Origin of the sequence: Arthrobacter sp. StoSoilB5 (assembly GCF_019977235.1) — a bacterium.
In the GTDB taxonomy this organism is placed as follows: domain Bacteria; phylum Actinomycetota; class Actinomycetes; order Actinomycetales; family Micrococcaceae; genus Arthrobacter.
Window position 1 is genome coordinate 3,432,347 of the sequence record NZ_AP024646.1, and the last position, 12,740, is coordinate 3,445,086.

General features: G+C 62.7%; 12 protein-coding genes and 1 riboswitch. Of the genes, 3 read left to right on the forward strand and 9 right to left on the reverse strand.

The features are described 5' to 3' along the window. Window positions 1–37: 37 nt before the first annotated feature. From LDN75_RS15520 to LDN75_RS15540, 5 genes are all read right to left on the reverse strand, one after another. On the reverse strand, window positions 38–280 hold the full coding sequence (locus LDN75_RS15520) for an RNA-binding protein (protein ID WP_011775119.1): 243 nt from the start codon (window positions 278–280) through the stop codon (window positions 38–40). 1 nt (window position 281) lies between these two features. Further along, on the reverse strand, window positions 282–701 hold the full coding sequence (rpsP, locus tag LDN75_RS15525; protein WP_017199647.1) for a 30S ribosomal protein S16: 420 nt from the start codon (window positions 699–701) through the stop codon (window positions 282–284). A 223-nt stretch (window positions 702–924) separates the two neighbouring features. Further along, complete coding sequence (locus tag LDN75_RS15530; RefSeq protein ID WP_223933254.1) at window positions 925–1,362, reverse strand: hypothetical protein; 438 nt, start codon at window positions 1,360–1,362, stop codon at window positions 925–927. Between the two features lie 122 nt (window positions 1,363–1,484). Continuing rightward, window positions 1,485–2,357, reverse strand: a complete 873-nt coding sequence (locus tag LDN75_RS15535; RefSeq protein ID WP_223933255.1) for a VOC family protein — start codon at window positions 2,355–2,357, stop codon at window positions 1,485–1,487. 77 nt (window positions 2,358–2,434) lie between these two features. Continuing rightward, window positions 2,435–3,517, reverse strand: a complete 1,083-nt coding sequence (locus tag LDN75_RS15540) for an amidohydrolase family protein (protein WP_223933257.1) — start codon at window positions 3,515–3,517, stop codon at window positions 2,435–2,437. 86 nt (window positions 3,518–3,603) lie between these two features. After that, window positions 3,604–3,711, forward strand: a riboswitch (TPP riboswitch). Here LDN75_RS15540 and thiC point away from each other — a divergent pair. Beyond that, window positions 3,706–5,568, forward strand: a complete 1,863-nt coding sequence (gene thiC, locus LDN75_RS15545) for a phosphomethylpyrimidine synthase ThiC (RefSeq protein WP_275959785.1) — start codon at window positions 3,706–3,708, stop codon at window positions 5,566–5,568. Its footprint overlaps the riboswitch before it by 6 nt. Here thiC and LDN75_RS15550 read toward each other — a convergent pair. Both LDN75_RS15550 and ffh read right to left on the reverse strand, forming a co-directional pair. Next, on the reverse strand, window positions 5,551–6,273 hold the full coding sequence (locus LDN75_RS15550; protein ID WP_223933259.1) for an alpha/beta hydrolase: 723 nt from the start codon (window positions 6,271–6,273) through the stop codon (window positions 5,551–5,553). The genes thiC and LDN75_RS15550 overlap by 18 nt on opposite strands. A 109-nt stretch (window positions 6,274–6,382) precedes the next feature. Further along, the gene (gene ffh, locus LDN75_RS15555) at window positions 6,383–7,960 is read right to left on the reverse strand and encodes a signal recognition particle protein (protein WP_223933261.1); all 1,578 of its coding nucleotides are present in this window, start codon (window positions 7,958–7,960) and stop codon (window positions 6,383–6,385) included. Window positions 7,961–8,111: 151 nt separating this feature from the next. Between ffh and LDN75_RS15560 the strand changes: the two genes are divergently transcribed. After that, window positions 8,112–9,512 carry a glucose-6-phosphate dehydrogenase gene (locus LDN75_RS15560; RefSeq protein WP_223933263.1) on the forward strand — a complete coding sequence of 467 codons (1,401 nt, stop codon included), beginning with the start codon at window positions 8,112–8,114 and terminating at the stop codon, window positions 9,510–9,512. A gap of 85 nt (window positions 9,513–9,597) precedes the next feature. On the opposite strand, the gene LDN75_RS15565 is transcribed toward LDN75_RS15560, so the two are convergent. Continuing rightward, the gene (locus LDN75_RS15565; protein WP_223933265.1) at window positions 9,598–9,936 is read right to left on the reverse strand and encodes a P-II family nitrogen regulator; all 339 of its coding nucleotides are present in this window, start codon (window positions 9,934–9,936) and stop codon (window positions 9,598–9,600) included. After that, window positions 9,933–11,252, reverse strand: a complete 1,320-nt coding sequence (locus LDN75_RS15570) for an ammonium transporter (protein WP_223933267.1) — start codon at window positions 11,250–11,252, stop codon at window positions 9,933–9,935. Before LDN75_RS15570 ends, LDN75_RS15565 begins: the two co-directional genes overlap by 4 nt. Window positions 11,253–11,479: 227 nt before the next feature. Between LDN75_RS15570 and LDN75_RS15575 the strand changes: the two genes are divergently transcribed. Continuing rightward, window positions 11,480–12,700: an MFS transporter gene (locus LDN75_RS15575; protein ID WP_223933269.1), complete on the forward strand. Its 1,221-nt coding sequence runs from the start codon at window positions 11,480–11,482 to the stop codon at window positions 12,698–12,700. Window positions 12,701–12,740 lie beyond the last annotated feature (40 nt).

Consider the following 12,740-nt stretch of genomic DNA (forward strand, 5'->3'; position numbering starts at 1 on the left):
GAAGGGGCCGGATCTAAGGCAAGTATTGCTGAGCGCGTTACCGGCGGCGATCGGTGTCGACGACGTCGACCCTGACCTGCTCGCCACCTGCCAAGGCCGCAACCACAGTGCGCAATGCGCGTGCGGTGCGTCCCTGACGGCCGATCACCCGTCCGAGGTCCTCCTGGTGAACACGCACCTCGAGGGATTCCCCGCGGCGGTTGTTCTTGGCACTGACCTTGACATCCTCAGGGCTGTCAACGATCCCACGGACCAAGTGTTCGAGCGCTTCTGCCAGCAACTTACTCAGCCTCGGTGGTCTCTGCTTCAGCCTCGGCCGGAGCTTCGGCTTCGTCCTTCTTGGCCTTCTTGGTGATGGCTTCCGGGATGATGACGGAACCCTTCTCCGGGGCTACGAAGGCTTCCTTCGGAGCTTTGGTCTTCAGGGTGCCTTCCTGGCCCGGCAGGCCCTTGAACTTCTGCCAGTCACCGGTGATCTTGAGGATCGCGGCAACCTGCTCGGTCGGCTGGGCGCCAACGGAAAGCCAGTACTGGGCGCGCTCGGAGGCGACCTCGATGTACGACGGCTCTTCGGTGGGGTGGTACTTACCGATTTCTTCAATGGCGCGGCCATCGCGCTTGGCGCGGGCATCCATGACGACAATGCGGTAGTACGGTGCGCGCATCTTACCGAAGCGCTTAAGGCGAATCTTTACGGCCACTTTTGTGGTCACTCCTGTTTCTGAAACGGGGTTGAACCCGACGTTCTGCACCCGTGGGGCGGGCCATACTTGGGGGTTCCAAAAGGACAAGATTTGGGCACGGAGAGAGGGGCCGCGCCAATCAAGTACCTGACCATTGTGCCAGATGCCGGAAGTAATTACGACTTACGCCACTCCGGGCACTGTTTCTTGATTGTCAGCGCGGTCCGGAACGTACCAATGGTCAGACGGACCAGACGTAGAGCCCTGAACGTTCCGCCTTTTCAACGTCAGTTGCCAAAGCGGCCAACTGCTGGACGTACTGACGCGATTCATCCGCACCAAAAGGCATGTCCTCCTGCGCAGCCCAGGCCGCGGCGACGTCGTCGAGAACGTTTCCGTCGCCTTCGCTTTCATAGGTAAGAAGTTCGGCAAGCGCCCGCACCATGGCCTCGGGAACGCCGAGGAGGGCATCGCTGGTGACATCAACCAGAGCCAGCTCATAATCGGCACCGGCAGCGTGGACGGCCTGGCCAGCAAGGTCTCCCAGCTGCTCGACCTCAAAGTCGGTGATGCCATCAATCCTGACGGCAGGTCCCGTAACATCGGCGCCCCGGTCCAAGGCAGCGGCCCTCTTGAGTGCTTCATCGTGGGTGGCTACAAAAATTTCGGCAAAGCCCATGGAGAGTACTCTCATTCCTTCGTGCTGACGGGGCGGCGGCAACGGCCCAAAAAGAACGAATACCACCAAAGCCCAGCCTAGTGCAGTCCGGGCCACCGCACTCGAAAGCAGCGCGAGGCAACTTAGCGCACGGCGACGCGCAGCCTGTTGCGCCAGGGGTCTTCAAATTGCAACTCCAGGCCCGTGTGATGGTTGGCCACGGACGCAACTTTCAGCCGGTCAGCCAGTGCGGCGACGTCGTCGCTGGTCGGCACCTCGATCAGGACTTCGCCCAAGCCAAGGGTGTCCCTGCGGGGCCCGGCCCCGCGGCTGTTCCACACGTTCATCGCCATGTGGTGGTGGTATCCGCCGGCGGAAACGAACAACGCCTGCCCATGCCAGCCCGCGGTCCTTTCGAAACCCAGGGTGTCCACGTAAAAATCCTGGGCAGTCTGCACGTCACCTACTTGAAGGTGCACGTGCCCGACGCCGGCAGCGGCTTCCCGCTGGCCAGTCACGGCGGCCTCACTCAAGTGCTGTTGAAGGAAGCGCTGGGGCGGCAGGGCAACATTGTCCATCACCACATTTTTCCCGTCCCACTGCCAGACTTCGCGCGGCTTGTCGTAATAGAGCTCAATCCCATTACCTTCGGGATCAGTGAAATAGAACGCTTCACTCACCAGATGGTCGGCGCTGCCCACAAACGCGCGGGGTTCATATTCGGCGGCCGTGGCGATAGTGGCCGCCAGGGACGGCTGGTCCTGGAAAAGGATGGCCGTATGGAAAAGTCCCGCTTCGCCGCGACCCGGAATCTGCAGGCCGGCGGCGGGTGCGAGGTGAACCACCGGCTTCCCCAGCCGCCCCAGGTAAAGTCCGCCATCCTGCTCGGCAACTACCTCAAGGCCCAGGGCCCTTTGGTAGTAGTCGCTCATGAGCTTCATGTCGCCAACCTTGAGCATGACGGTGCCCATGGTGAGTTCGGCAGGAAGGAGGTCCTGGCTTGATGCTGTGGTCATGTGAAGCTCCCGGTTTATAGGTGGCCGCCCTTCGGCACGTTCTACCTATCTAAATTACTTGAAGCTTCAATTTATTCCTAGCGGACGACGTTTCCTCGCAGGACAACATGATTCAGGCTCCCGACAGTACCGATCCTCTGGCGAGGATCCTCACGGCAGACCACGACGTCGGCACTGGCACCTTCGCTGATACCCTCAGCTCCCAGCCACTTTCGTGCGCCCCAGCACGCAGCGTCGAGGACAGCGGTTGGCGGCAGGCCGGCGTCGTGCAGTTCCTGCATCTCATCCGCTATACGGCCGTGCTTGATCACGCTGCCGGCATCTGTTCCCGCAAAAATCGTCACGCCGGCTTCAAAAGCCTCCAACACCCGTTCACGGCGTCGTTCCCACAGACGCGTCATGTGGTCGGCGTACCCAGGAAACTTTGGGGCAGCTTGGGCGGCGATATCCGGAAAAGTCGCAATGTTGACCAACGTAGGAACAATCGGCACGGACTGCTCCACGAGACGGGGAATGTGCCGGGGCAAGAGGCCGGTGGCGTGTTCAATGCAATCAATATCGGCGTTGAGCATGTCGTCAATGGTGTCTTCAGCGAAACAGTGGGCCGTCACCCGGGCACCTTCATCATGGGCGGCGGCGATGGCATCCCGGACCACGTCCGCGGGAAAGGAAACTGCAAGGTCACCGGCGTCGCGGTCGATCCAGTCTCCGACGATCTTCACCCACCCGTCTCCGTCACGGGCTTCCTTGCGGACCGTCTCCACGAGCTCGTCCGGCTCGACTTCATGGCCCAAGCCGCGCAGGTACCGGCGGCTGCGTGCGATGTGGCGGCCTGCCCTGATGAGTCGGGGCAGGTCCTGGCGCTGCTGGACCCATCGCGTGTCGCTGGGCGACCCAGCATCGCGGATCAGCAACGTGCCGGCCTTAAGGTCCGCCTGCGCCTGGGCAAGCGTAGTCTGCTCATCTACCGTCCCACCAACGCCAAGTCCAATATGGCAATGGGCGTCAACAAAACCGGGAAGGACCCATCCGTCCAGCACGGAATCGGGCGGTGCGGCGGGACGTTGGAAGGTCAGCCTGCCATCGACGGACCACAACCCGTGCCGTTGGTCGTCTCCTGCCACAAGCACAGGTCCGCTGAATTCGATGATGTTCTGCATGGCAAAAGCCTAGTGGGCCCCGTAGCTTCGGGCTCGACGTTTTCGGATATGACTGGGGTGCAGGCCGCGGGCTGTGGTAGCTTCGTCTACGACCACACGGGGGCCCTTGCAGGGGCTGAGATCGGACTGACGCAGTCTGCGACCGTTGAACCTGTCCGGGTAATGCCGGCGAAGGAAGTGAGTAATCCTTGAGCACCACCGAAACACAGCACAGCCCTGCCCAAAGCCAGGCCAGTACCAGCGAAAATGCGGCGGGAAGCGTCACACAGTCGCTGAAATCCCATTCGCTGGCTTGGCTGGAAGACCCCGCGAATGGCATTCGGGTACCCGTCACGGAGATCGCGCTTGAACCGTCCCCCAACGGCGAAGCAAACGCTCCGCTGCAGGTGTACCGAACCGCGGGGCCGGGCAGTGATCCCGTAGTGGGCCTGGAGCCCTTCCGAGCCGCATGGATTGAGGGCCGCGGCGACACGGAAGCCTACTCGGGCCGCGAACGGAACCTGCTCGACGACGGCAAGTCGGCTGTCCGCCGCGGCGCAGCGTCGGCAGAGTGGAAGGGCGCTCAGCCAGTGCCCCGCCGCGCCGTCGAGGGCAAGACCGTCACGCAGATGCACTACGCCAAGCAAGGCATCATTACGCCTGAAATGCAGTTCGTGGCGTTGCGTGAGAACTGCGATGTTGAACTCGTCAGGAGTGAAGTCGCCGCAGGCCGGGCCATCATCCCCAACAACATTAACCACCCTGAATCCGAGCCGATGATCATCGGCAAGGCATTCCTGGTCAAGATCAATGCCAACATCGGCAACTCCGCGGTCACGAGCTCCATTGCCGAAGAAGTAGACAAGCTGCAGTGGGCCACGCAATGGGGCGCCGACACCGTCATGGACCTCTCCACCGGAGATGACATCCACACCACCCGTGAGTGGATCATCCGCAACTCCCCGGTGCCCATCGGCACTGTCCCGATCTACCAAGCCCTTGAAAAGGTCAACGGCGAAGCCAACAAGCTCACGTGGGAGATCTTCCGCGACACCGTGATCGAGCAGTGCGAGCAGGGTGTTGACTACATGACCATCCATGCAGGCGTGCTGCTTCGGTATGTGCCGCTGACAGCCAACCGGGTCACCGGCATCGTGTCCCGCGGCGGCTCGATCATGGCGGGTTGGTGCCTGGCGCACCACCAGGAAAACTTCCTCTACACGCACTTCGATGAGCTGTGCGAAATCTTCGCCAAGTACGATGTCGCGTTCTCCCTCGGTGACGGGCTGCGCCCGGGCGCCACGGCGGATGCCAACGATGCTGCCCAGTTCGCCGAGCTGGACACCCTCGCCGAACTGACGCAGCGGGCATGGGAGTTCGACGTCCAGGTGATGGTCGAAGGACCGGGCCACGTACCGTTCCATCTGGTCCGGGAGAACGTGGAGCGCCAACAGGAACTCTGCAAGGGTGCACCGTTCTACACCCTGGGTCCCCTGGTCACCGATGTCGCCCCCGGCTACGACCACATCACTTCAGCCATCGGCGCCACGGAAATCGCCCGCTACGGTACCGCCATGCTCTGCTACGTGACGCCGAAAGAGCACCTCGGACTGCCGAACAAGGACGACGTCAAGACCGGCGTCATCACGTACAAGATCGCGGCGCACGCCGCTGACCTCGCCAAGGGCCACCCTGGAGCGAACGAACGCGACGACGCCCTCTCCAAGGCCCGCTTCGAATTCCGTTGGCGCGACCAGTTCGCACTTTCCTTGGACCCTGTCACTGCAGAGGCATTCCACGACGAAACACTGCCTGCGGAACCGGCGAAGACAGCCCACTTCTGCTCGATGTGCGGACCCAAATTCTGTTCCATGCGCATCAGCCAGGACATCCGCGACGAATACGGATCAGCGGAGTCGCAGGCAGCCATTGCGGAAATGTACAGCGGGATGCGGGAGAAGAGCGAAGAGTTCCTGGCATCAGGCGGCAAGGTCTACCTGCCGGAGCTGCAGGTTCCCTCCACCCAGGCGCCCTCCACCCAAGCGGCGGGAGCGTCAGGAAACCTTAACTGACCTCGTCCGGACGACGTCGGCTACAAAGGAGCGGATAATCCGGTCTCCATCAACCGAGTCCTGAGGCCGGTGCCCTCCCGCTGCTACGCGTCGGAGGGCGCCGGTTTCCTGCAGGTACCCGGCAATTTCTTCATACAATGGCTCCCAGCCGCCTGTAAGGACGAGGGTAGGTACGCCAGGGACGATGTGCAGGGGCGCCTCCCACGGGGGCGCCTGAAGCCGGAGGCGACGCGCGGAACGGCGCGCTTCCAGCGTGTCCAGGCCGCTCGCTTCGGCTGAGAATGCGCGCCTGAAGTACTCGCGTTGATAGTCGGCGTCGTTGAGCTGGTCCCGCACCGCAAACAGTGGCTCCATGAGCGAACGATGGTATGCGGTGGCAGGCAGCTCAGCTGTCAAGGACAGACAGGCTGGCTCAACGAGTGTCAGCGAATACACAAGCTCCGGCCGGTCAACCGCTGCGAGCATGCCGGAAATTGCGCCCTGCTCATGCGCCACGATGTGGCCGCCACCTGCATCCTCAAGCGACGCCACCACGATGCCGATGTCAGCAGCGACGTCCGATTTCAAGGGTTCGTCCGTGGGATCAAAGCCGTGCCGGCGGAGGAAAAGCGCGTCATATGACAGAGCCATACCGTGCTGCCTGGGCCATGCCGAGGCGCCAAAACTCCCCAGTCCGTGGACGAAGACTACGCGCTGCTTGTGCATGGATTCACCCTAGTCCAGAGGCCTGACATCGCAGCCAAATGACAGCTGACGCCGTGATGAGCTCCCACAACGCCCGTCAACTGTCAATTGGCTGGGATGGAAATTCGGGTTACTTACCCAGGAATTTCTCGAAGCCCTTGGGGAGGTTCAGCGTGGACGGATCGAAGTCCGCAGCGCCCTGGCCGAACGCCGCTCCGGTAGGAGCCGCCGAGGCCGCGTTGGCCCGCTTGGCCTCGGCGTCGCGCAGTTCCTGGGCCGCCTTCGCGGGGTTACCGGAGCGCGCTTTTTTCTTGGGAGCGTTCTTGCCACCCTTGCGGCCGCCGCCGGGACCACCCATTCCGGGCATGCCCGGCATACCAGGCATGCCACCCTGGGCCATCTTCTTCATCATTTTCTGGGCCTGGGCGAAGCGCTCCAGGAGGCCGTTGACCTCCGAGACGTGCACACCTGAACCCTTTGCGATGCGGGCACGGCGGGAGCCGTTGATGATTTTGGGAGCAACGCGCTCGTGCGGAGTCATGGACCTGACGATCGCCTCGACACGGTCGATTTCGCGTTCGTCGAAGTTCTCCAGTTGCTGGCGGATGTTTTGCGCACCCGGCATCATCATGAGCATCTTCTTCATGGAACCCATGTTGCGGATCTGCTGCATCTGGGCGAGGAAGTCATCCAAGGTGAAGTCTTCCTGGTCGGCGAACTTCTTCGCCATCCGGGCAGCTTCGTCCTTGTCCCAGGCCTTTTCAGCCTGTTCGATCAAGGTGAGGACGTCACCCATGTCCAGGATGCGCGAAGCCATACGGTCCGGGTGGAAGAGTTCGAAGTCGTCCAGTCCCTCACCGGTCGACGCGAACATGACCGGCTTTCCCGTCACGGACGCAACCGAAAGTGCGGCACCACCGCGGGCATCGCCGTCGAGCTTGGACAGCACGATGCCGGTGAAGTTAACGCCGTGGTCGAACGCCATGGCCGTGTTGACGGCATCCTGGCCGATCATGGAGTCGATCACGAAGAGGACTTCGTTGGGGATAATCGCCTGGCGGATCCGGCGTGCCTGGTCCATCATCTCGGCGTCCACGCCGAGGCGTCCGGCGGTATCCACGATCACGACGTCGTGCAGCTTCTGGCGCGCTTCTGCCACACCGGCGCTGGCGACCGCTACCGGGTCACCGGCCGGGTGCTCCAACTCCGAGGTTGCTCCCGGGTGCGGCGCGAAAACAGGGACGCCAGCACGCTGGCCCACAACCTGGAGCTGCGTCACGGCGTTGGGCCGCTGGAGGTCGCAAGCTACGAGGATGGGGCTGTGGCCTTGGGCCTTCAGCCACTTGGCGAGCTTGCCGGCAAGGGTGGTCTTACCTGCACCCTGAAGGCCGGCAAGCATGATGATGGTGGGGCCGGTCTTGGCCATGCGGATGCGCCGGGTTTCACCGCCGAGGATCTCCACGAGTTCCTCGTTGACAATCTTGACGATCTGCTGGCTCGGGTTCAGCGCACCCGACACCTCAGCGCCCAGAGCCCGCTCGCGAATGCGCGAGGTGAATTCGCGGACCACCGACACGGCAACATCCGCGTCCAACAGGGCACGGCGGATCTCCCGGACGGTGGCATCGACATCAGCCTCGGAGAGGCGGCCCTTGCCACGGAGGTTCTTGAAGGTTGCTGTCAACCGGTCAGAGAGTGAATTGAACACGCGCCGTGCACTTCTTTCGATGGTCTGCGATTGGCGGCCAATGCGGCACGCCAGAGTCTTGACTTATTCTTGCCCCAACAAATTTGCCTCAACTACGGGACTCGACTATCTAGGGTACCAAGTCGCACCTGCAAGATGGCATGCTGGCACAGTGACCAGCAAAACAACTGTGAAAACGTTGCTCATCCTCGGCGCATCCGGGGACCTTACGGGCAGGCTGCTCCTCCCTGGACTTGCGGGGCTACTGGCCACCGGCAGGGTGCCAGGATTGCGGCTGGTGGGAGCGGGGTCCGATCCCTGGACGCCGGAGCAATGGCAGGAGAGGGTTAATGGCGCATTTGCGGCTGCCTCAAAGGCAGCCGATGCAAGCGGTCGCAAGGCATTGGCAGCTTCTGCAGAATCCACGGAGTACCACCAAGTGGATGTAACCGCCGATGGTCCGCTGGCAGACCTCCTGGCGCGCTTGGAGGGGCCCATTGCCATCTATTTCGCCTTGCCGCCGCACGTCAGCCAGAAGGCCTGCGAGGTTCTCCGCCGGGAGCAGCTGCCGCCCGGCACCCGGCTGGTGCTGGAAAAACCCTTCGGCTCCGGCGCGGAATCAGCACGCGAACTCAACGAAACACTTGCCACGCTGGTGCCCGAGGACCACATCCACCGCGTGGACCACTTCCTCGGCAAGGCGACAGTCCTGAACATCCTTGGCCTCCGCTTTGCCAACCGGTTCCTTGAACCGGTGTGGAACCGTGAGCACGTAGAAAAGGTGGAAATTGTCTTCGATGAGGACCTCGCCCTCGAAGGACGAGCCCGCTACTACGATGGCGCCGGGGCCCTGCGCGACATGATCCAGAGCCATCTCCTGCACATCATGGCTTTCATTGCCATCGATGCACCGGCAACCATCGAGGAACGCGATCTCCGCGACGCCGTGGCGACGGTCTTGCGCGCAAGCAGCGTCAAGGCGCCTTACAAGGACTCGACGCGGCGCGCCCGCTATACGGCGGGGAGCCTCGGAGATCGGAAGGTGCCCGACTACACCGAAGAGGAAGGCGTCGACCCTTCCCGCAACACCGAGACCCTGGCCGAAGTCCGGGTGAACATCGATAACTGGCGGTGGAAGGGTGTCCCGTTCATCCTCCGTTCCGGAAAAGCCATGGGACAACGCCGGAAGGAGGCCGTCATCACTTTCCGGCCTGTTCCCCAGTTGCCCGTGGGCTTCACCGGCGTGGACTCCCCCAATCAACTCCGGATCGGCTTCGGGCCGGACACCCTCGAGCTCCACGTCGATGTGAATGGCCCCGGTAACATTTTCGCTCTGGACCGTGCCACCTTGCTGGCCGAACTCAACGAGCCCGGCATGCTGCCGTACGGTGAAGTGCTCGAGGGCGTGCTCACCGGCGATCCCCTGCTTTCAGTCCGGGGCGACACCGCCGAGGACTGCTGGCGGATCATTGAGCCCGTACTCCGGGCCTGGGGCCAGGACAGCGTCCCCCTGGATGAGTACGACGCCGGTAGTGCCGGACCGGCGGACTGGCACACCGCCGTCGTGAATTAAGACAGGGGTGAATCGACACACCCGCAACGCAGAAAGCGGGCCGGGTACCTTTGCTGGTACCCGGCCCGCTTTCGTGTTTCAGAACCTAGATGGCGGCTGAGCCGCGTTCACCGGTCCGAACTCGAACTGCTTCATAAACATCCACGGTCCAGACCTTGCCGTCCCCGGCGCGTCCTGTGTTGGAGCTGGCGATGAGGACATCAAGAATGTCATCTGCCTGCTCGTCCGTGGCAAGAACCTCGATGCGGATCTTGGGCAGCAGGTCTACGTTGTACTCGGCGCCGCGGTACACCTCGGTGTAGCCGCGCTGCCGGCCGTAGCCACTTGCCGCGCTGACCGTCAAACCCTGGACCCCGTACGCTTCCAGGCCTTCCCGGACTGCTTCAAGCTTTTCCGGGCGGACGATCGCTGTAATGAGCTTCATGCCTGGACACTCTCCTTGCCTTCTGCGGAAGCTTTCTCTTCAGACTTGCCCGTAACGAGGTCGTGCAGCGGCTGGAAGCTTCCGCCGTGGCCACCGACGCCGAACTCGTAGGCAGTCTCGGCGTGCAGGCTGAGGTCAACACCCACGCTCTCCTGCTCGGTGGAGACCCGGAAGCCCATGGTCTTGTGGATGGCGAAGGCAATAATGGCCGTCATGATTGCCGAGAAGGCAATTGCAACGCCGGCTGCTGCGAGCTGTGCCCAGAGCTGGGTAAGACCGCCACCGTAGAAGAGGCCACCGCCAACGCCGTCTGCCGGAAGGGCGATGAAACCAAGCGCCACAGTGCCGATGATGCCGGAGACGAGGTGGACGCCGACGACGTCCAGGGAGTCATCGAAGCCCCAGCGGAATTTCAGGCCGACTGCCAGGGCGGAGGCGACGCCGGCTACAACACCGAGTCCAAGGGCGCCCACCGGGCTGACGTTGGCACAGGCGGGAGTGATGGCGACCAAGCCGGCGACCACGCCGGACGCTGCACCCAGTGAGGTCGGGTGGCCATCGCGGATGCGTTCTGTGACGAGCCAGGCGATCATGGCCGCGGCGGGGGCTGCCAAGGTGTTGATCCAGATCAGGCCAGCCTGTTCAGCAGTGGCTGCTGCACCACCGTTGAAGCCGAACCAACCGAACCAGAGGATGGCTGCACCGAGCATGACGAACGGGATGTTGTGCGGACGGTGGTTCGGGTCCTTGCCGAAGCCGCGGCGGTTACCGATGATGAGGACCAGGACGAGTGCCGCTACACCTGCATTGATGTGCACCACGGTGCCGCCGGCGAAGTCAATGGCCGGACCGAGGGCCTTGCCGATTGCACCTTCAGGGCCGAACAGGCCGCCGCCCCACACCATGTAGGCAAGCGGGCAGTAGACCAGGGTGACCCAAACGGGAACGAAGAGGCTCCAGGCGCCGAACTTGGCGCGGTCTGCGATAGCACCGCTGATGAGGGCTACCGTGATGATAGCGAAGGTGGCGGCATAGCCGACCTTGATCAAGCCATCAGGCGTGGTGATGCCTTCCAGGCCGAAGGTAGCGAACGGATTGCCCACGACCTCCATGAAGCCTTCGCCCGAACTCATCGATGCGCCCCACAGCACCCAGACCACACCCACGATGCCGATGGAGATGAAGCTCATCATCATCATGTTCAGTGCTGCCTTGGCGCGGGTCATGCCGCCGTAGAAGAATGCCAAACCGGGAGTCATGAACAGCACGAGTGCCGCCGCCACCATGACCCATACGTGACCTGCGGTAAGTTCCATGGTGCACGTTCCTCTCTTGCTAGATCTGCGGTTCAACCGCCGTCCTGACGCCGTTTTGCGTCCTGCTTAAGATTTTTGTGCCACCGTGTTTCGCCTGCGCAGGTTTTACATTGCAGGCTCGTTACAACAACCTCCCCAACGTAAATGGTGCATATCCCCGTTGTTACGGATATGTTTCATGCGTCACACTTCCCCGCAAATACACAGAATTGAAGGACCCCCACCGCATGGCTGAGTCGCCCAGATCCGTTGAAGATCCAAGGATCCGGCAGGAGAAGAGACCGCTGCCCCGCGACATTAAGGTGATGTTGGCCGCAGCCTTCCTTATTGCCCTGGGCTTCGGGCTCGTAGCACCCGTCCTCCCGCAATTCGCCACCACCTTCGACGTTGGTGCCACAGCTGCCGCCGTCATTGTCAGCATCTTCGCCTTCATGCGCCTGGTTTTCGCCCCGGCTGGCGGTTCGCTCATCGGACGTTTCGGAGAGCGGAACGTCTATGTCTCCGGCCTACTGATCGTTGCCGTTTCCACAGCTGCATGTGCTTTCGCCCAGAACTATTGGCAGCTGCTGATTTTCCGGGGCCTGGGCGGAGCGGGGTCCGTGATGTTCACAGTCGCTGCCATGGGGCTGCTCATTCGTTTGGCACCACCGGAACGAAGGGGCCGCGTGTCGGGGGCGTACGCGTCAGCTTTTCTGATTGGCAGCGTCCTGGGCCCGGTTGTTGGTGGCCTGCTGGCAGGCTTCGGCCTTCGCGTACCGTTCCTTGCCTATGCGGCAGCCTTGCTCCTTGCGGCGCTGGTAGTCCGCACCATGCTTAGCGGCGAGGGTACCGCTGGACAGGATGCCGCCCCCGCTCCACCCATGACCCTGAAGGAAGCGCTGGCGGATTCAGCGTACCGGGCGGCTGTATTTTCCAGCTTCGGTAATGGCTGGGTGACGTTTGGTGTCCGAATGGCCACGATTCCCCTCTTTGCCGTCGCTGCACTTGCGTCCCGGCCGGAGACCGCGGCGTGGGCGCTGGCGGTCTTTGCCGTAGGCAACGCCATTGCCTTGACGTTCTCCGGGCGCCTCGCCGATGCCTGGGGAAGGAAGCCCCTGCTCATTCCAGGCCTTGTCATCACTGGCCTCGCCACCGGTGTCATCGGGTTGACCACTGACCTTCCGGCATTCTTCGCCGCTTCGGCTGTGGCGGGCTTCGGTTCCGGCTTGCTGGGTCCTGCGCAACAGGCCGCCGTCGCTGATGTCATTGGGCGGGGACGATCCGGCGGCAAGGTGCTGGCGGTCTTCCAGATGGCCGCGGACACCGGGGCCATCATCGGCCCCGTCGTAGCCGGGATCCTCGCCGACCGCTTCGGCTACGGGCTCGCCTTCGCTGTCACCGGCGGCGTTCTGCTGCTCACCGCCGCTGCATGGCTGGTGGCGCGCGAACCCCTTAAAGCCAAAAACTGACTGGCAAGCAGCGATTGCCCTCACCGAGGACCACCGCTGC